The following is a 17,947-nucleotide window of genomic DNA, read 5'->3' on the forward strand; positions in this document are numbered from 1 at the left end:
GCGCCGGTCCGTCAGGTGCCGGTGCGCGCCGGTCCGCCGTGTGCCGGGCGCCGGTCCGCCGTAGGTCAGTACGCGCCGAACACGTTGTCGATCGACCCGTACCGCGCGGCCGCGTAGTTGCAGGCGGCGGTGATGTTGGCGACCGGGTCGTAGATGTCGAACGACGTTCCGGCCACGTGGTAGGTGTTGAACGTCGGGTCGATGACCTGGAGCAGGCCCTTGGACGGGATGCCCTTGGCCGCGTTGGAGTCCCAGAGGTTGATGGCCAGCGGGTTGCCCGACGACTCGCGGATGATGTTGCGGTGGATGCCGTTGTAGGTGCCGGGGATTTTCTTCTCGGCCATGATCGCGAGGGACTCGCGGATCCAGCCGTCGAGGTTGTTCGGGTACCCGGCGGTGGTGGTGGCCGGGGTGGTCGTGGTGCCGGCCGCGGAGGCGCTGGTCGCGCCGACGAGCGGAAGCGCGAGGAGGGCGGCGCCCGCGCCGACGGCGGCGAGGGTGCGGACGAAGCGGTTGTTCCGGGTACGGCGGTACTGAACGGCAGCGGGCATGGGGAAGTTCCTCTCCGGCGCCTGCGAGGTGAGCTGTCGGGTTCGGGCGGGGAGGTGCCCGGCCGTGCCCTGGGAAAGGCACGACTTAACCCCTAGCCGTTCCGGTGCGACATGTGTCGTCCGGTCCAGCGGCTTACCTGGGTCCCCCGCTCCTGCCCTACGAATGTGTTCGTCGAATGGTTATGCGGGCGGCGGCAGGATTCGGCGTCCGCCCGACGGCCCGGAACGTATGCGAGAGCACATGTCGGGAACAAGACCCGGATTCGTACAACGCACTATTTGACCTTGATCTGTGCTGTATGAGGTACTTGATCCTTTGCGGTTGCCAACCCTCAACTCGCCGATGACGCAAGGGGAGAAGGGGTGCCTGGTGAGCGGAGTGGGCGATGGGACCGCGTGACCCAATTCACGAAATAGCAAAGTGCAGCAAATCAGACATGGGGGATTCGGGTGAATCGCGCTCGAAGTCGAGGGCGGAGGTGGGTGGGCCATCCGGGCGGATTCGGGCGCGATCGGGTATTCGCCGCCTCGGCCGGGCGTGCCTCGGTGGTGGGCCGGGCGTTACTCCGCTCACCCCCGGGTCGCGACAAAATGTACGAGTTCCTGTTAAGTCGATAAATGTCCGTTCTTACTAGCCGATCGAGACCATGCCGGTCATGATCCGATACCGCCCGGGCTGGACCGGTGGGCGCTATCGGTGATCGAAAGAGGACCGGATACGCTGACTTGAGTGATGGCAGCGACCTATCGACAAACCGTGTAACCGCCAGCAGACACCAGCAGACAGGAGACCCCTCGTGACCGTCGTCGGGCCGTTCGGGCTGAGCGTGCGGGACCAGGCTCTGGAAGCCGATGTCCAGGTCGGATTGGCGGCTGTCGAGGAAGGGCTGCTCGAGGCCACCAAGAGCGAGGTCCCGTTCATCACGGAGGCCGCGCAGCATCTCGTGCGGGCCGGCGGGAAGCGGTTCCGGCCGCTGCTCGTGATGCTCGCGGCACAGTTCGGCGACCCCTACGCGCCCGGCGTCGTACCGTCGGCCGTGGTCGTGGAGCTCACCCACCTCGCCACGCTGTACCACGACGACGTCATGGACGAGGCGGCCGTGCGGCGCGGCGTGGACAGCGCCAACACGCGCTGGGGCAACTCCGTCGCGGTCCTCACCGGTGACTTCCTCTTCGCCCGTGCCTCCCAGATCCTCGCCGACCTCGGCCCCGAGGCGGTCCGGGTGCAGGCCCTCGCGTTCGAACGGCTGGTGACGGGCCAGATCCTGGAGACCGCCGGTCCCTCGGACGGCCGTGACCCGGTCGAGCACTACCTGGACGTGCTCGGCGGCAAGACGGGCTCCCTGGTGGCGGTCTCGTGCCGGTTCGGCGCGATGATGTCCGGCGCCGACGAGAGGGTCGTCGACGTGCTCAGCCAGTACGGCGAGCGGCTCGGGGTCGCCTTCCAGCTCGCGGACGACGTCCTGGACATCGCCTCCGACTCCCACGAGTCCGGGAAGACCCCGGGCACCGACCTGCGCGAGGGCATCCCGACCCTGCCCGTGCTGCGGCTGCGCGAGCGTGCCGCCCGGCTCGGGCTGCCCGAGGACATCGCGCTGTGCGAGCTGCTGGACTCCGACCTCAGCGACGACGCCCGGCACGCCGAGGCGCTGGCCGGGCTGCGCGCGCATCCCGCGCTGGAGCAGGCCCGCCGGGACACCGTCCGGTACGCGGAGGAGGCGCGGGCCGCGCTGGCGCCGCTGCGGGAGTGCGACGCCAAGGCGGCCCTGCTCGAGCTGTGCGACGCCGTGGTGCACCGCGCCGGCTAGCGCTGTCGGCCTCCCCGTCGGCCCGCCTGGGCCGGCGCACCCGGGCGGCGCCGTCCCCGCTCGCTCCAGCGCGTCGGCCGTGCGCCCCCGCGCGTCGGTCGTACGCCCAGCGCGTCGGCCATGCGGCTGCGGTACGACCGGGGTGCGACCCCTACGGGTCGGGGGAGCTGCCGCCCCCATGTGTCATACCGCAGGCGTACACGGAGTTGGCTCCGAGGTCTGACGCTTCCTCATGGCCGATTTGGTGAGATGGAACCACGGAAATCACCACTCCTCACCGATTCGGGTGAGAATGGCGGCTCAGGTGGACCAGCGTGAGGACAGCCGCCGCCGACGACGGAGGTAAGGCACACATGGCACCGTACGAATCCGACGACGCAGTGGGCGCCGCGCGGGACGAGGACGCGCGCTCCGGCCGCCGCAAGGCCGCCCGGTACGCCGTTCCGGTCGCGGTGGTGGGGGTGGCGGCGGCCACGATCGGGCTGGTCCCGGCGCTCGCCGACTCAGGTGACCCCGACCTGCCCAGGATCACGGCACAGCAGCTCATAGAGAAGATCGCCAAGTCGGACGTGCAGCAGCTGTCCGGCACCGTGAGGATCAGCACGGACCTGGGTCTGCCCGACCTGGGCGGCCTGGAGAGCAGCATCGCCTCCGGGGCGGCCCGGGGCTCCGGCGACGGCTCCTCCGCCGACCCGCAGTCCAAGCTCACCGAGCTGGTCACCGGCACGCACACCCTGCGCGTGGCGGCCGACGGCCCGGACCGGCAGAAGCTGTCACTGCTGGAGCAGGGCGCCGAGTACAGCCTCATCCATGACGGCAAGGACGTCTGGGGCTACGACAGCAAGAGCAACGAGGTCTACCACTCCACCGCGGCCGGCCCCGGCAAGGACCGCAAGGCGGAGCCGCCGGCCACGCCCGGGGACTTCGCCGACGAGGCCCTCAAGGCGGTGGACGACACCACGTCCGTCACCGTCGACGGCACCGTCCAGGTGGCCGGCCGCGACGCCTACAAGCTGCTGATCAAGCCCAGGCAGTCCGGCACCACGGTCGGCGCCGTCAGCATCGCCGTGGACGCGAAGACCGGCCTGCCGCTGAAGTTCACGCTGACCCCGAAGAGCGGCGGCGCCGCCGTCGTCGACGCGGGCTTCACCCAGGTCTCCTTCGCCGAGCCGGCCGCCTCGACCTTCGACTTCACCCCGCCCAAGGGTGCGAAGGTCACCGAGGAGAAGAAGGACTCCACGGCGCGGGACCACGCCCCTGAAGCAGGCCGGGCCTTCGGCAAGGGCCTGGAGGGGGCCACGGTCCTCGGCAAGGGCTGGACGTCCGTAGCCGCCTTCGACACCGGTGCCGAAGGCGGTCTGCCGACCGGCTCCCGGAATGGTGACCTCGGTGGCTTCCTGGGCTCGCTCGGGGACAAGGTCTCCGGCAAGTTCGGCAAGGGCACGGTGTTCTCCACCCGCCTGGTCAACGCCCTGATCACCGACGACGGCAAGGTCTACGCCGGCGCGGTGACCAAGGACGCCCTGGTGAAGGCGGCGGACGCGGGGAAGTAACCCTTCCCGGGGCACGACGAATCGAGGGGGAGCCGATGGACGCACCGTCCGCCACGCAACGGGGGGAGCGTGACCCGGGCGACGCGCCGGAGCGCGATCCGGAGGACGCGCCGGCGAGCGTCATCGCCACGCGCGGCCTCACCAAGCGCTACCGCGGCGGACAGCTCGCCGTCGACGGTCTCGACCTGACCGTCCCGGTGGGCAGCGTCTTCGGCTTCCTCGGTCCGAACGGTTCCGGCAAGACCACCACCATCCGCATGCTGATGGGGCTGATCGAGCCGACCACGGGCACGGCCCGGGTGCTGGGCCGCCCCATGCCCCGGTCGGCCCGTGCCGTCCTCCCGCAGGTCGGCGCGCTCATCGAGGGGCCCGCGCTGTACGGCTTCCTCTCCGGCCGGGACAATCTGCTGCGCTACGACGCCGCCGACCCGACCGCCGACCCCCGCACCCGGCGTGCCCGCGTCGCCGCCGCCCTGGACCGCGTGGGACTCGCGGCGGCCGCGGGCAAGAAGGCGAAGGCATACTCGCTGGGCATGAAGCAGCGCCTGGGCCTCGCCGCCGCGCTGCTCCAGCCGCGCAGACTGCTCGTCCTGGACGAGCCGACCAACGGCCTCGACCCCCAGGGCATGCGCGAGATCCGCACCCTGATCAGGGACCTGGCAGCCGACGGCACGACCGTCTTCCTCTCCTCCCACCTCCTCGACGAGATCGAGCAGGTGTGCACCCACGCGGCGGTCATGACACAGGGCCGGCTCGTCACCCAGGGTGCGGTGGCCGACCTGTCGGCCGGAGCGCGCGGCCGGCTGGTGGTGACCACCCCGGACGCGGCCGAGGCGGCCCGGGTGCTCAAGGAGCAGGGCGTCGGGGACGTCACCGCCGACGGCGACCGGGTCACCGGTGAGCCGCCGGAGCGGGATCTCGCCGACGTGAACGCGGCCCTGGTCACCGCGGGCGTTCGCGTCCGGGGCCTCACGCTCGAACGGGCCTCCCTGGAGGACGCGTTCGTGGCACTGACAGGGGAGGGCTTCGATGTCGCGGGCTGAGGCGATCGCGGTGACCGCCGTACGCCGGCCGAGTCCCCTGTGGACCTTCGGGCTGCTGCGCAGCGAGATCGTCACCACGCTCCGCCGCTGGCGCACACTCGCCCTGCTCGCGGTGCTGGCCGCGGTGCCGGTGCTGGTCGGCATCGCGGTGAAGATCGAGACGCGGGGTGACTCGGCGGTGGGCCGGGGCGGCGGTGAGGGCCCCGCGTTCATCACGCAGATCACCAACAACGGCCTGTTCCTGGTGTTCACGGCGCTGGCCGCGACCCTGCCCTTCTTCCTGCCGATGGCCGTCGGCGTCGTCGCGGGTGACGCGATAGCGGGCGAGGCGGGCGCGGGCACCCTGCGTTATCTGCTGGTCGCCCCGGCCGGACGCACCCGACTGCTGCTGACCAAGTACACGACCGTGATGGCGTTCTGCGCACTGGCCACCCTGGTCGTCGCCGGCTCGGCGCTGATCGTCGGTGCCCTGCTCTTCCCGCTCGGCGATCTGACGACGATCTCCGGCACCCGGATCAGCTTCGCCGAGGGACTCGGCCGGGCCCTGCTGATCGCCTTGGTCGTCGCCGCCTCACTGGTCGGCGTGGCGGCCCTCGGTCTGTTCGTGTCGACCCTCACCAACAGCGGCATCGCGGCGATGGCGACCACCGTCGGCCTGCTCATCACGGTCCAGATCCTCGACCAGATACCCCAGCTGCACACGCTCCAGCCGTACTTCTTCTCGCACTACTGGCTGTCCTTCGCCGACCTGGTGCGCGACCCCGTCTACTGGGACGACCTGGTGAAGAACCTCGGTCTCCAGGCGCTGTACGCGGCCGTGTTCGGCTCGGCGGCCTGGGCGCGGTTCACGACGAAGGACATCAGCGCCTGAGTTCCCGGCGCGTGAGTCGCCCTGCCCTCACGCGGTCTCGTACGGGAAGCGCGCGAGGGGCGCGTCCTGCGCGAAGAACGTCTTCGCGCGCGCCAGCGCCTCGGTGTCCTTCAGCACGTCACCGCGACCGCTGCCGTTGCCCAGCAGAACGCCGCCGAAGCGCATCCCCAGGTAGGCGGCCGAGTTGTTGAGGGTGCCCACATAGGGATCGGCGACCGACGGCTCGCGGTCCGCCAGTGCGGCGATGCCCCAGAGCGTGCGGCCGGCCATCGTCGCCTTGAAGCCGAGGTCCGGGGTGCGCAGCCAGGCGGACCAGTAGTCCAGGTAGGTCTTGGTCAGGCCGGACACCGAGTACCAGTACAGCGGCGAGGCGATCACGATGTCCGTGGCCGCGAGCGTGGCGTCCAGCAGCAGGCGGGTGGCGGTGTCCGCCGGCGGCCGTACGTGGTCGCTGTCGTGCCTGAGGTCCACGAAGTCGGGCAGTGGGTGTTCGGCGAGGCGGATCCAGTGCTGTTCGACGTCACCGGGAAGCTGTTCGGCGGACCTGCGGGCCAGGAACTCGGTGTTGCCCCCGGCACGGGCGCTGCCCAGGACGAAGAGGAAGCGACGGCTCATGAGTCCCCCAGGTGAGTGGTGTCGTAACCAAAATCAAAGCGTATGCATTTTATGCACATGCAATCAATTATCGCCAGGGTGTGGCTGGTGCGAGGCTGTGACGCCGCGGTGACCCGGAAGCCGGCGGAAACCGACACACTGGTTGGCAGGACGCGTACGACCGGAGCGCGACGCCGGGGGAGTGAGGGAAACCGATGTCTCGACTCAGCTTCGAGAAGAAGCGGACGCAGGAACCCGCAGCGCATCCGGCGGTGGTGGCCGTCCGGGTGTTCGGCACGGGAGGCGCGTCGGTGGGCGGGACGTCCGTCGTGGCGGCACCGGGCGAACAGATCCAGCAGGCCGTCCTGAATCACCTCCAGCGCCTGGCGATCAGCCTCGGCACGCCCATACGGGCCACCATCCACGACGACCGCGCGGGCTGCGTGGTCCCCCTGGAGGTCTCGGCCGACGGCTCAAGCCGGGTGACGGGGGAGCCGGCCCGGGTGGCTTCCGGGGAGGAACCGGAAGTGGTGGTCGTGGCCACCGAGCCGCAGCCCCTGCCGACCGGGACGGTGCAGGCGCCGACGGGGCAGTTCGGGCCCGCTCCCGTCATGGCTGCGCCGACGGCCGGCGCCGAGGCACCAGTGGTTCTCAGGGACGCGCCGGCGAACTGCTCCGACGTTCCGGTGGCCTGCTCGGACGTTCCGGTGGCCGTGGCCGCGCGGGCGGCCGCCACGCCCGCACCGCGAGCGGAATCCGCCCCCATCTCCGTGTCCGCGGAACCGGAGCTGCCCTCCGCCTCGACCCACACCCCGCCTCGCGGGTTCGACGCCGTCGCCGAGGAAGTGCTCGGAGACGGGCCCGTGACCGAGACCGCGGAGGGGGCCGAGCTGCTCACCGAACCGATGACACGGATCAACGAGGCAGTGCGGGAGGGCCGCATCGAGGCGGCGGCGGAACTCGCCGACCGCACCGTCACCGAGGCGTCCGCCGTGCTGGGCCCCCGCCACGCCGAGGTGCTGCACCTGCAGGAACTGACCGCCTACATCGCCTATTTGGCGGGCGACCCGGTCCGCGCCTTCCGTCTCTCCCTGGACGTCGCCAGGCTGCGCCGCCACGCGCGGGACGCGGAGGCGGCCTACGGGAACGTGCGGAGCGCGGCGACCGCCTGGCGCGCGGTGCGCGACCCCGAGGAGGGACTGCGGATGGGCCGCGATCTGATCGGCCTGTGGACCGACCTCACCGCGGAGCCGGGTCCCGCCGCCGACGATCCGGGCCCCCTGGAGTCCGCCCGCGCCCGCATGGTCCGCCTGACCGACCGGGCGGCGCGCGCCGCACAGGCGTAACCGGCAGGATCCGTGCGAGCGGTACGCGTACCCCGGCACGCGTACCAGCACGCACGTGCCGGCAGGACCGGTGGAAGCAGGACTAGTGCACGCAGAACTCGTTGCCCTCCGGGTCCGCCATCACCACCCACGCGCCGGCGGGCTCCTTCACCTCGTGGAGGACCCGCGCGCCCAGCGCCTCCAGCCGGGCCACCTCGTGCGCGCGCAGCCCCTCGCCGGTGTGCAGGTCGAGGTGGAGCCGGTTCTTGACGGTCTTGGCCTCCGGCACACGCTGGAACAGCAGCCGCCGCCCGAGCCCGGTGCCGGTTGCCGGGTCGTAGGGGTCGTCGGGGTGCCGTACGGCGATGAGGTCACGGAAGGCGGGGCGGCCGTGGTACTCGACGGTGGACTCACCGGACAACGCGCCCAGGGACAGGAGCCGTTCGACCAGGGCGCTGTTGTCCTCGGCCTCGTAGCGCAGGGCGGCGGCCCAGAAGTCGGCCTGGGTGTGCGGGTCGCCCGCGTCGATGACGAGCTTCCAGTGCAGCGGGGCGGGGGTGGGTGCGGGTGTCTGGGTCATGCTGACCACTTATAGCCGTGGCCGGTCCCGGACGCGCCGATTCCGTGGCGCCTGGACCCGGTTCGGTCCGGCCCTCGGGATCTCGGCGGTGACCGCCGTCTACGGCCTGGCGGCCTCGGGGTCCGGCCCGGGCCCGGAGGGCACGCTCTCCGCCTTCCGTGCGGCCCTCACCGTGCCGGCCGCCATGATGGTGCCGGGCACGCCGGTCTCCCCGGCGAGTGTGCGGTCCGTCCGGCGGGCGGAGCGCAACGCGTCGCCCGTGAGCAGCAGCAGGGCCAGCCAGACCAGCGCGAACCCGGCCCAGCGCTCGGGCGGCATGGCCTCGCCGAAGTAGAGGACGCCGAGCAGGAACTGGAAGACGGGGGCCAGGTACTGCAGCAGGCCGAGCGTGGACAGCGGCACGCGGATCGCCGCCGCGCCGAAGCAGACCAGCGGCAGCGCGGTGACGATGCCGGTGGAGGCGAGGAGGGCGGCATGCCCGGCCCCGTCGTTGACGAAACTGCTGTCGCCGTGCGCGATCAGCCACAGCAGATAGCCGAGGGCGGGCAGGAACTGGATCGCGGTCTCGGCGGCCAGCGACTCGACCCCGCCGAGACCGACCTTCTTCTTCACCAGGCCGTAGGTGGCGAAGGAGAAGGCGAGGCAGAGCGAGATCCACGGCGGGCGGCCGTAGCCGACGGTCAGGACGGCGACGGCGGCGACGCCGGTCGCGACCGCCGCCCACTGCACGGGCCGCAACCGCTCCTTCAGGAGCAGCACGCCCATCGCGATGGTGACCAGCGGGTTGCTGAAGTACCCGAGGGAGGCCTCGACGACACGGCCGGAGTTCACGGCCCAGATGTAGACGCCCCAGTTCACGGTGATGACGGCCGCCGCCAGGGCGATGAGCGCGAGCCGGCGCGGCTGGCGCAGCAGTTCCCCGGCCCAGGCCCAGCGTCGTACGAAGAGCAGGGCGACGGCGACGAAGGCCAGCGACCACACCATGCGGTGGGCGAGGATCTCCGTCGCCCCGGCGGGCTTGAGCAGCGGCCAGAACAGGGGGACCAGTCCCCACATGCCGTAGGCGGCGAAGCCGTTCAGCAGGCCTATCCGGTGCTCACCTCTGGATGTCCCGGCCACGGGCCCCTCCCTCTCATGTCAGGCACGCGAGAACGAAGGTAGCGCCGAGCACCCCCGCCTGTCATGCCCGTATCGTCATACGGTCATGACAGGGGTGGGTGGGACGCGCCCGAGGGACTGCCGGGGGCGAGCTCAGCCCTTGAGGGCGGCGGTGACGGCCTCCGCCAGCGGGGTGGCCGGGCGGCCGATCAGACGGGACAGGTCGCCGGAGGAGACGATCAGCTCACCCTTCTCGATCGAGGCGTCCACGCCGGCCAGGAGCCCGGCCAGCGGAGCGGGCAGCCCGGCGCCGGTCAGGATGCCGGTGAAGGCCTGGACGGACACCGGGCGGTAGGCGATCTCCCTGCCGGTCTGCCGGCTCAGCTCCGCCGCGTACTCGGCGAAGCCCCACGCCTCGTCGCCGCCCATCTCGTACGTCGTGTTCTCGTGCCCCTCGCCGGTCAGTACCGCGACCGCGGCGGCCGCGTAGTCGGCGCGGGAGGCGGAGGAGATCCGGCCGTCACCGGCGGCCTGGACGACCGCGCCGTGCTCCAGTACCGGTGCCAGGTTCTCGGTGTAGTTCTCGTGGTACCAGCCGTTGCGCAGCAGGCTGTACGGCAGGCCCGAGGCGAGCAGCACCTCCTCGGTGGCCCGGTGGTCGTCCGTCAGCGCGGCCGTCAGGCTGCCCGGGGCGCTGGTGTACGCGAGCAGCGCGACGCCCGCGGCCTTCGCCGCCTCGATGACGGCCTTGTGCTGCCGCACCCGGCCCTTGTCGAACTCGTTGCCCGAGATCAGCAGGACCTTGTCACCGGCCGCGAACAGGCCGTCGAAGGTCTCGGGTGCGTTGTAGTCGGCGACGGCGAGCCTCACACCCCGGGCCGCGAGGCCGGCGGCCTTCTTCTCGTCCCGCACGACCGCGGTGATCTGCTCCGCCGGAACCCTCTCCAGCAGCTGCTTCACGACGTGGCGGCCGAGATGTCCGGTGGCTCCGGTGACGACGATGCTCATGGTTCAGAACTCCTCGGGTGACGTGATGACAACGGGTCTCTGTATGTCACTCACCTTAGGATTGGCGCTAACCAGGCGAAAGTACCCACTTTGAAGTAAGGTACTGGCATGTCGGTAAGCAAGCAGATGGCGGTGGCCGAGGCGCTGTGTCCCTACCGCCTCGTACTGGAGCACGTCACCAGCCGCTGGGGCGTCCTCGTCCTGATCGAACTGCTCGACCGGCCGTACCGCTTCAGCGAGCTGCGCCGGGCTATCAGCCGGTTCGGCGGCCGGGATGTCAGCGAGAAGATGCTGACCCAGACCCTGCAGACCCTGGAGCGCGACGGCCTGGTCCACCGGGACGCCAAGCCGGTCATCCCGCCCCGCGTCGACTACTCCCTCACCGGCCTCGGCCGCGAGGCGGCGGAGCAGGTGCGCTCCCTGGCCCAGTGGACCCATGACCGCATGGGCGAGGTGGAGAACGCCCGCCGGGCCTACGACGAGGCCCGGGAGCTCAGATCCCGGGCCTCGTGAAGCAGCGAGGAACTCAGCCGACGACCGTCCAGGTGTCGCCGCCGGCCAGCAGCGCGGTCAGGTCGCCCTTGCCCCGCTGCTCGATCGCGGCGTCGAGCTGATCGGCCATCGCCGTGTCGTACACCGGCCGTTCCACCGAGCGGAGGACACCGATCGGGGTGTGGTGCAGGGTGTCCGGGTCGGCGAGGCGGGACAGCGCGAAGGCGGTGGTGGGGGACGCGGCGTGCGCGTCGTGCACCAGGACGTCCGCCTCGTTCGCCGGCGTGACGGTGACGACCTCCAAGTCGCCGGTGGCCGGGTTGCGGACGACACCGCGTGTCCCGTCGGCGCCGAAGCGGATCGGCTGCCCGTGCTCCAGCCGGATCAGCGTCTCCTCGGCCTGTTGCTTGTCCTTCAGGGCGTCGAACGCGCCGTCGTTGAAGATGTTGCAGTTCTGGTAGATCTCGATCAGGGCCGTGCCCGGATGGTCGGCGGCGGCGCGCAGCACCTCGGTCAGGTGCTTGCGGTCGGAGTCGATCGTGCGTGCCACGAAGGACGCCTCCGCGCCGATCGCCAGCGACACCGGGTTGAACGGTGCGTCCAGCGAACCCATGGGCGTCGACTTGGTGATCTTGCCGACCTCGGAGGTCGGCGAGTACTGGCCCTTGGTCAGGCCGTAGATCCGGTTGTTGAACAGCAGAATCTTCAGGTTCACATTGCGGCGCAGCGCGTGGATCAGGTGGTTGCCGCCGATGGACAGGGCGTCGCCGTCGCCGGTGACGACCCACACGCTCAGATCGCGGCGGGAGGAGGCCAGGCCGGTCGCGATCGCCGGGGCGCGGCCGTGGATGGAGTGCATCCCGTAGGTGTTCATGTAGTACGGGAACCGGGAGGAGCAGCCGATGCCGGAGACGAAGACGATGTTCTCCTTGGCCAGCCCCAGCTCGGGCATGAAGCCCTGCACGGCGGCAAGGATCGCGTAGTCACCGCAGCCCGGACACCAGCGCACTTCCTGGTCCGACTTGAAGTCCTTCATCGACTGCTTGGCCTCGGCCTTGGGGACCAGCTGCAGCAGCCCGTGGGTGGCGTCAGTCATCGATGGCCTCCTTCAGCGCCGCGGCGAGCTGTTCCGCCTTGAACGGCATGCCGTTGACCTGGTTGTAGGAGTGGGCCTCGACCAGGTACTTCGCCCGGATCAGGGTGGCCAGCTGCCCCAGGTTCATCTCCGGGACGACCACCTTGTCGTACTGCTCCAGCACATGTCCGAGGTTGCGCGGGAAGGGGTTGAGGTGGCGCAGGTGCGCCTGCGCGATCGACTCGCCGGCCGCGCGCAGCCGCCGTACCGCCGCCGTGATCGGGCCGTACGTCGAGCCCCAGCCCAGCACCAGCGTCCGCGCGCCGTGCGGGTCGTCGACCTCGACGTCCGGGACCTCGATCCCGTCGACCTTGGCCTGGCGGATGCGGACCATGAAGTCGTGGTTGGCCGGGTCGTAGGAGATGTTGCCCGAGCCGTCCTGCTTCTCGATGCCGCCGATGCGGTGCTCCAGGCCCGGCGTGCCCGGGATCGCCCACGGCCGGGCGAGGGTCTGCGGGTCCCGCTTGTAGGGCCAGAAGACCTCCGTGCCGTCCGCCAGGGTGTGGTTCGGACCGGAGGCGAACCGCACGCGCAGATCCGGCAGTTCGTCCAGGTCCGGGATCCGCCACGGCTCGGAGCCGTTGGCCAGATAGCCGTCGGAGAGCAGGAAGACGGGGGTCCGGTACGTCAGCGCGATCCGGGCCGCCTCCAGCGCCGCGTCGAAGCAGTCCGCCGGGGTTCTGGGCGCGACCACCGGCACCGGGGCCTCGCCGTTGCGGCCGTACATCGCCTGCAGCAGGTCCGCCTGCTCGGTCTTGGTCGGCAGGCCGGTGGACGGGCCGCCGCGCTGGATGTCGACGACCAGCAGCGGCAGCTCCAGGGAGACCGCGAGCCCGATCGTCTCGCTCTTGAGCGCCACGCCCGGCCCGGACGTGGTCGTGACCGCCAGCGAGCCGCCGAACGCCGCGCCCAGCGCCGCACCGATGCCCGCGATCTCGTCCTCCGCCTGGAAGGTCCGCACACCGAAGTTCTTGTGCCGGCTCAGTTCGTGCAGGATGTCCGAGGCCGGCGTGATCGGGTACGACCCCAGGTACAGCGGCAAGTCAGCCTGCTGTGAGGCGGCGATCAGGCCGTAGGCCAGGGCGAGGTTGCCGGAGATGTTCCGGTAGGTGCCGACCGGGAACGCCTTGGCGGCCGGAGAGACCTCGTAGGAGACCGCGAAGTCCTCAGTCGTCTCGCCGAAGTTCCAGCCCGCCCGGAACGCGGCGATGTTGGCCTCCGCGATGTGCGGCTTCTTCGCGAACTTCGACTTCAGGAACCGCTCGGTGCCCTCGGTGGGCCGGTGGTACATCCAGCTCAGCAGGCCCAGCGCGAACATGTTCTTGCTGCGCTCGGCCTCCTTGCGGGAGAGGTCGAACTCCTTGAGTGCCTCGACCGTGAGCGTGGTCAGCGGTACCGGGTGGAGGTTGTATCCGTCGAGCGTGCCGTCTTCCAGCGGCGAGCTGTCGTAGCCCACCTTCTGCAGCGCCCGCTTGGTGAACTCGTCCGTGTTGACGATGATCTCGGCGCCGCGCGGCAGATCGCCGATGTTCGCCTTCAGCGCGGCCGGGTTCATCGCGACCAGCACGTTCGGTGCGTCGCCCGGGGTGAGGATGTCGTGGTCGGCGAAGTGGAGCTGGAACGAGGAGACGCCGGGCAGGGTGCCGGCGGGGGCGCGGATCTCGGCGGGGAAGTTCGGGAGGGTGGAGAGGTCGTTGCCGAAGGACGCGGTCTCCGAGGTGAACCGGTCCCCGGTGAGCTGCATGCCGTCACCCGAGTCCCCCGCGAACCGGATGATCACCCGGTCCAGGCGCCGCACGTCCTTGGCTCCGCCCGGTTTGCGCTGCTCTCCCACGACCGATCCGTCGGTCGGCTCCGCTGGGCTGCTGACCTGGCTGGTCACTGAACTGGACCTCCTTCGAGGCGGCTGTCCGGGGCGTGGTCTGTCCCGCGGACCATCCCAGGATCAACCCTACGTCGGTCAGGGTCGCCTTCCCGAGGTCATCCACGGATCGGATGACATTTCGGGACGGCCTGTCGCGCTGGACCTCCCATGATGTCCGGCATCTCTCAAGCACCCCTCAAGGCGCTCCCCGCGCGTCCCCCGGATCCCCGGGTTCCGTCCTCCCGCTCCCGTCGTCCGTCACGGGGGTTCGCAGTCCGGCACGGGTTCGGAGGGTGTTCGGAGAGTCCGGCACGGGTTCGGAGGGTCCGTCACAGGGGTTCGGAGATGCCGTCACGAGTTCAGAGGAGAGGCCGTCACGAGTTCAGATAGGTGAGAACGGCCAGCACACGCCGGTGGTCGCCGCCGCTCGGGGCCAGACCGAGCTTCAGGAAGATGTTGCTGACGTGCTTCTCCACGGCCCCGTCGCTGACCACCAGCTGCTGGGCGATCGCCGAATTCGTACGGCCCTCGGCCATCAGCCCGAGCACCTCGCGCTCCCGCGGGGTGAGCCCCGCCAGCACGTCCTGCTTGCGGCTGCGGCCGAGAAGCTGCGCGACCACCTCCGGGTCCAGCGCCGTACCACCCTCGGCCACCCGCACCACCGCGTCGACGAACTCCCGGACCTCCGCGACCCGGTCCTTGAGCAGATAACCCACGCCCCGGCTGGAACCGGCCAACAGCTCGGTGGCGTAGCGCTCCTCCACGTACTGCGACAGCACCAGCACCCCGAGCCCCGGGTGCGCCTTGCGCAGCGTCACGGCCGCCCGCACGCCCTCGTCGGTGTGCGTCGGTGGCATCCGTACGTCCGCCACCACCACGTCGGGCAGCGCACCCTGCCCGTCCAGGTCCGCGATGGTCTTCACCAGCGCTTCCGCGTCCCCGACACCGGCCACCACATCGTGCCCACGGTCGGTCAGCAACCGGGTCAGGCCCTCTCTGAGCAGCACTGAATCCTCGGCGATGACCACCCGCACCCTGTCCTCCACGATCTTCCGGCCCCCCACTGCCCGCCTCCCGCGACGACGTCCCGTCCTTGACGCGTCCATACGGAAGTCCAGCATTCCAGCATTCGGGCCGCGCCGCCGCAGCACTTGGGAATACCGGCGTGGAGGAGACCGACGTCCGGGGCAGTACGGGGAAGCAGCAGGATCAGGCAGGCATCCGCCTCACGGGGACGTCCGCCAGGGCAGTTCCGCGATCACGCGGGTCGGGCCGCCGACCGGTGAGTCCACCATGAGGATGCCGTCCACCGCGTCCAGACGGCCGGCGAGTCCGGCCAGGCCCGAACCGCGGGAGACGTCCGCGCCGCCCACGCCGTCGTCGATCACCTGCAGCATCAGCCGGTCCTCCGAGCGCCACACGTCCACCGACGCGGACCGGGCCCCGCTGTGCTTGCTGATGTTCTGCAGCAGCTCACAGACGGTGAAGTAGGCGATGCCCTCGATGGCCGGGGCCGGCCGGGCGGGCAGGTCGACCTCGACCCGCACCGGCACCGTGCAGCGGGAGGCTACCGCGGACAGGGCCGCGTCCAGCCCCCGGTCGGTCAGTACGGCCGGATGAATGCCCCGGGCGAGATCGCGCAGCTCCTGCAGCGCCGTCTTCACCTCGCCGTGCGCCTCCTCCACCATCCGGGCCGCGGCCCGCGGATCCTCCCGCAGCTTCTCCTTCGCCAGCCCCAGATCCATGGCCAGACCGACCAGCCGGGCCTGGGCCCCGTCGTGCAGGTCCCGCTCGATGCGCCGCAGGTCGGCCGCGGCCGTGTCGACCACCACCCCCCGGTCCGACTCCAGCTCCACCACCCGCTCCGACAGCGGCGACGGCCCGAGCAACCCGCGTACGAGCAGCCCGTCCACGGTCGTCAGCGCCCGTACGAGCCAGGGCGTGGCCAGGGTGAACAGCAGCCCGACCAGCGCGGTCACGGTGATCTCGAACGGGTTGTCGAGATAGACGCTGTGGTGGGCGTCTCCGAACAGCTGCAGACCGCCGGTCCCGGCGTACGCCGGGAACACCCAGAACCACAGCGGATACGTCAGCAGCGACCAGCCGGCGGTCCAGAAGCTCACGGCCACCGAGAACGAGAACACCGCCCACGGGAACTGGACCAGCGCGTACAGCAGCTGCCGCCAGGAGGCACCGCTCTTGAGCACCGCGCCCATCCAGGCCAGCGCGCCCGGCTTGCCCACCCGCAGCGGCTCCGGGGCGGCCACGTCCACCTGGAGCAGCCCGCGGGCCCGCGCCCGCTCCAGCGCGCCGAAGCCGCGGCAGCCGGCCAGTGCCGCCGCCAGCACCGGGATGCCGAGGAAGGTCACCAGCAGGGCCGCCCCGAGCGAGGCCATCGTCACCGTCCAGGTGAACAGGAGCGTGGAGATCGGCAGACTCAGCAGGACATAGCCGAACTCGCGCCAACTGCGTTCCTCGAACGGCGCCCGCAGCGCGGCGGGCAGCCGGTGACCGGTTCCGGCGGGCTGCCCGTGCCCTCGCCCGTATCCCTGCGCGTACTCCGTGGCCATCGATTGTCGTCCCGTTCTCCTCGTCCGAGCGGCGGTTCAGCCGTATCTCCAGAGTCGTCCGCGGCGCGGCCCCGGGCCATGAAGGCCGTCGGCGTCTTGGACCGGGGGTTTTCCCCACCCCGGTGGACCGGGGACCGGGGACGGTGGGTGGGCGATGCGTCCGGTGGGGTGTGCGGTTACGCCTTCCGGTCCCGCCACGGCAGTTCCGCGGTGATCACCGTCGGGCCACCGGCCGGGGAGTCGAGTACGAACAGGCCGTCCACCGCACCCAGCCGCTCCGCGAGGCCCCGCATGCCGCTGCCGCCGTCCAGCCGGGCGCCACCCCGGCCGTCGTCCCGGACCTGGATGAGCAGCCGGTCCTCCGAGCGCCACACGTCGACGGAGGCGGACCGGGCCCGGCTGTGCTTGCTGATGTTCTGCAGCAGCTCGGAGACGGTGAAGTAGGCGATGCCCTCGATGGCCTCCGCCGGCCGGGCCGGCAGGTCCACGGTCACCTTCACCGGCACCGTGCAACGGGTGGCGACCGACGACAGGGCCGCGTCCAGGCCCCGGTCCGTGAGCACCGCCGGATGGATGCCCCGGGCCAGATCGCGCAGCTCCTGCAGGGCCAGCTTCACCTCGCCGTGCGCCTCGTCGACCATCGCCGCCGCGGTGTCGGGGTCCTCCAGCAGCTTCTCCTTGGCCAGGCCGAGACCCATCGCCAGGTTGACCAGCCGGGCCTGGGCCCCGTCGTGCAGGTCCCGCTCGATCCGGCGCAGGTCCGCCGCCGCCGTGTCGACCACGACCCCGCGATCGGACTCCAGTTCGGCGATGCGGCGTTCCAGTTCGTCCGAGGGCGACAGCAGCCCCCGCACCATCGCCCGGTCGACGTTCGCGAGCGCCCGCGCGAGGTACGGCAGCACCGGCCACAGCACGAAGAGCGACACCAGCACGGTGCAGAAGGTGAGGATGCCCCAGGGCAGCCGGATGGCGTCGTACAGCAGCGTCCGCCAGCCCACCGGGTCCTTCAGCGCCATCCACAGCCGCTGCATCGGCCCTCCGCTCCTCGCGAGCGGCAGCGGCGTCGGCTCCTCCACCCGCACCCCGAGCAGCCTGCGGGCCCGGGCCCGTTCCAGCTTCCCCAGCTGCCGGGCGCCCAGCAGGCAGAGCGCGAGCAGCGGCAGGCCGATCACGGTGAGGGTGAGCGTCCCTCCGGTGACCAGCACCGTGAACGCGTAGGTGAAGCCGAACACCGCCAACGGCAGGTTCAGCAGGAGATGCGCGATCTCCTTCCAGGTGTGCGCGTCGTAGGCCGGGCGAGGCCGGGGCAGGCGGTCGGCGCCTTCGGCCCGGTCGATGCCGTCGGCCCGGTCGATGCCGTCGGCGCGGTGGATACCGTCGGTACCATCGGCGCCGTCGGTCCGGTGCATGCCGTCGGTCCGGCCGGCGGCGGAGCTGGGAGCGGTCATACCGGTC

16 protein-coding genes and 1 riboswitch are annotated in these 17,947 nt (G+C 71.1%); of the genes, 6 read left to right on the forward strand and 10 right to left on the reverse strand.

Annotation, left to right across the window (positions count from 1 at the left end; genetic code table 11):
• Positions 1-65: 65 nt before the first annotated feature.
• Positions 66-551, reverse strand: a complete 486-nt coding sequence (locus tag AC07C1_RS11930; RefSeq protein ID WP_478938568.1) for a transglycosylase SLT domain-containing protein — start codon at positions 549-551, stop codon at positions 66-68.
• Between the two features lie 3 nt (positions 552-554).
• Positions 555-736: riboswitch (cyclic di-AMP (ydaO/yuaA leader) on the reverse strand.
• Positions 737-1,348: 612 nt separating this feature from the next.
• On the opposite strand from AC07C1_RS11930, the gene AC07C1_RS11935 reads away from it, so the two are divergent.
• The 4 genes from AC07C1_RS11935 to AC07C1_RS11950 all read left to right on the forward strand — a co-directional run bounded on the left by AC07C1_RS11935 (position 1,349) and on the right by AC07C1_RS11950 (position 5,826).
• Positions 1,349-2,359 carry a polyprenyl synthetase family protein gene (locus AC07C1_RS11935; RefSeq protein WP_478938569.1) on the forward strand — a complete coding sequence of 337 codons (1,011 nt, stop codon included), beginning with the start codon at positions 1,349-1,351 and terminating at the stop codon, positions 2,357-2,359.
• A gap of 353 nt (positions 2,360-2,712) precedes the next feature.
• Positions 2,713-3,912: a LolA family protein gene (locus AC07C1_RS11940; protein WP_478938570.1), complete on the forward strand. Its 1,200-nt coding sequence runs from the start codon at positions 2,713-2,715 to the stop codon at positions 3,910-3,912.
• Between the two features lie 35 nt (positions 3,913-3,947).
• Positions 3,948-4,955, forward strand: coding sequence for an ABC transporter ATP-binding protein (locus AC07C1_RS11945; RefSeq protein WP_478938571.1), 1,008 nt, complete (start codon positions 3,948-3,950; stop codon positions 4,953-4,955).
• Complete coding sequence (locus AC07C1_RS11950; protein WP_478938572.1) at positions 4,942-5,826, forward strand: ABC transporter permease; 885 nt, start codon at positions 4,942-4,944, stop codon at positions 5,824-5,826. The genes AC07C1_RS11945 and AC07C1_RS11950 overlap by 14 nt, the downstream gene beginning before the upstream one ends.
• 27 nt (positions 5,827-5,853) lie before the next feature.
• On the opposite strand, the gene AC07C1_RS11955 is transcribed toward AC07C1_RS11950, so the two are convergent.
• A complete protein-coding gene (locus AC07C1_RS11955) occupies positions 5,854-6,441 on the reverse strand; it encodes a flavodoxin family protein (protein WP_478938573.1) in 588 nt (195 codons plus the stop codon).
• A gap of 194 nt (positions 6,442-6,635) precedes the next feature.
• Here AC07C1_RS11955 and AC07C1_RS11960 point away from each other — a divergent pair, with 194 nt between their 5' ends.
• Complete coding sequence (locus AC07C1_RS11960) at positions 6,636-7,766, forward strand: hypothetical protein (protein ID WP_478938574.1); 1,131 nt, start codon at positions 6,636-6,638, stop codon at positions 7,764-7,766.
• Between the two features lie 82 nt (positions 7,767-7,848).
• On the opposite strand, the gene AC07C1_RS11965 is transcribed toward AC07C1_RS11960, so the two are convergent.
• The 3 genes from AC07C1_RS11965 to AC07C1_RS11975 all read right to left on the reverse strand — a co-directional run bounded on the left by AC07C1_RS11965 (position 7,849) and on the right by AC07C1_RS11975 (position 10,431).
• On the reverse strand, positions 7,849-8,325 hold the full coding sequence (locus tag AC07C1_RS11965; protein ID WP_478938575.1) for a VOC family protein: 477 nt from the start codon (positions 8,323-8,325) through the stop codon (positions 7,849-7,851).
• Between the two features lie 99 nt (positions 8,326-8,424).
• Positions 8,425-9,444, reverse strand: a complete 1,020-nt coding sequence (rarD, locus tag AC07C1_RS11970) for an EamA family transporter RarD (protein WP_478938576.1) — start codon at positions 9,442-9,444, stop codon at positions 8,425-8,427.
• A 132-nt stretch (positions 9,445-9,576) separates the two neighbouring features.
• Positions 9,577-10,431, reverse strand: a complete 855-nt coding sequence (locus AC07C1_RS11975; RefSeq protein ID WP_478938577.1) for an SDR family oxidoreductase — start codon at positions 10,429-10,431, stop codon at positions 9,577-9,579.
• Positions 10,432-10,539: 108 nt separating this feature from the next.
• Between AC07C1_RS11975 and AC07C1_RS11980 the strand changes: the two genes are divergently transcribed.
• Complete coding sequence (locus AC07C1_RS11980; RefSeq protein WP_478938578.1) at positions 10,540-10,944, forward strand: winged helix-turn-helix transcriptional regulator; 405 nt, start codon at positions 10,540-10,542, stop codon at positions 10,942-10,944.
• 13 nt (positions 10,945-10,957) lie between these two features.
• Here the strand turns inward: AC07C1_RS11980 and AC07C1_RS11985 are convergent, their stop codons facing one another.
• The 5 genes from AC07C1_RS11985 to AC07C1_RS12005 all read right to left on the reverse strand — a co-directional run bounded on the left by AC07C1_RS11985 (position 10,958) and on the right by AC07C1_RS12005 (position 17,940).
• A complete protein-coding gene (locus tag AC07C1_RS11985; protein WP_478938579.1) occupies positions 10,958-12,019 on the reverse strand; it encodes a 2-oxoacid:ferredoxin oxidoreductase subunit beta in 1,062 nt (353 codons plus the stop codon).
• Complete coding sequence (locus AC07C1_RS11990; protein ID WP_478938580.1) at positions 12,012-13,940, reverse strand: 2-oxoacid:acceptor oxidoreductase subunit alpha; 1,929 nt, start codon at positions 13,938-13,940, stop codon at positions 12,012-12,014. The genes AC07C1_RS11985 and AC07C1_RS11990 overlap by 8 nt, the downstream gene beginning before the upstream one ends.
• Positions 13,941-14,296: 356 nt before the next feature.
• Positions 14,297-14,956 carry a LuxR C-terminal-related transcriptional regulator gene (locus AC07C1_RS11995; protein WP_478938732.1) on the reverse strand — a complete coding sequence of 220 codons (660 nt, stop codon included), beginning with the start codon at positions 14,954-14,956 and terminating at the stop codon, positions 14,297-14,299.
• A 192-nt stretch (positions 14,957-15,148) separates the two neighbouring features.
• Positions 15,149-16,492 carry a sensor histidine kinase gene (locus AC07C1_RS12000; RefSeq protein ID WP_478938581.1) on the reverse strand — a complete coding sequence of 448 codons (1,344 nt, stop codon included), beginning with the start codon at positions 16,490-16,492 and terminating at the stop codon, positions 15,149-15,151.
• 176 nt (positions 16,493-16,668) lie between these two features.
• Positions 16,669-17,940 (reverse strand): sensor histidine kinase, encoded by a 1,272-nt coding sequence (locus tag AC07C1_RS12005; protein ID WP_478938582.1) that lies wholly within the window; start codon positions 17,938-17,940, stop codon positions 16,669-16,671.
• Between the last annotated feature and the right edge of the window lie 7 nt (positions 17,941-17,947).

This window comes from Streptomyces sp. NPDC045022 (assembly GCF_056432605.1).

Bases quoted from the DNA above. Each gene is read 5' to 3' on its own strand.
- AC07C1_RS11930 (WP_478938568.1), bottom strand. From the start codon at position 551: ATGCCCGCTGCCGTTCAGTACCGCCGTACCCGGAACAACCGCTTCGTC.
- AC07C1_RS11940 (WP_478938570.1), top strand. From the start codon at position 2,713: ATGGCACCGTACGAATCCGACGACGCAGTGGGCGCCGCGCGGGACGAG.
- AC07C1_RS11945 (WP_478938571.1), top strand. From the start codon at position 3,948: ATGGACGCACCGTCCGCCACGCAACGGGGGGAGCGTGACCCGGGCGAC.
- AC07C1_RS11950 (WP_478938572.1), top strand. From the start codon at position 4,942: ATGTCGCGGGCTGAGGCGATCGCGGTGACCGCCGTACGCCGGCCGAGT.
- AC07C1_RS11955 (WP_478938573.1), bottom strand. From the start codon at position 6,441: ATGAGCCGTCGCTTCCTCTTCGTCCTGGGCAGCGCCCGTGCCGGGGGC.
- AC07C1_RS11960 (WP_478938574.1), top strand. From the start codon at position 6,636: ATGTCTCGACTCAGCTTCGAGAAGAAGCGGACGCAGGAACCCGCAGCG.
- AC07C1_RS11965 (WP_478938575.1), bottom strand. From the start codon at position 8,325: ATGACCCAGACACCCGCACCCACCCCCGCCCCGCTGCACTGGAAGCTC.
- AC07C1_RS11975 (WP_478938577.1), bottom strand. From the start codon at position 10,431: ATGAGCATCGTCGTCACCGGAGCCACCGGACATCTCGGCCGCCACGTC.
- AC07C1_RS11980 (WP_478938578.1), top strand. From the start codon at position 10,540: ATGTCGGTAAGCAAGCAGATGGCGGTGGCCGAGGCGCTGTGTCCCTAC.
- AC07C1_RS11985 (WP_478938579.1), bottom strand. From the start codon at position 12,019: ATGACTGACGCCACCCACGGGCTGCTGCAGCTGGTCCCCAAGGCCGAG.
- AC07C1_RS12000 (WP_478938581.1), bottom strand. From the start codon at position 16,492: ATGGCCACGGAGTACGCGCAGGGATACGGGCGAGGGCACGGGCAGCCC.
- AC07C1_RS12005 (WP_478938582.1), bottom strand. From the start codon at position 17,940: ATGACCGCTCCCAGCTCCGCCGCCGGCCGGACCGACGGCATGCACCGG.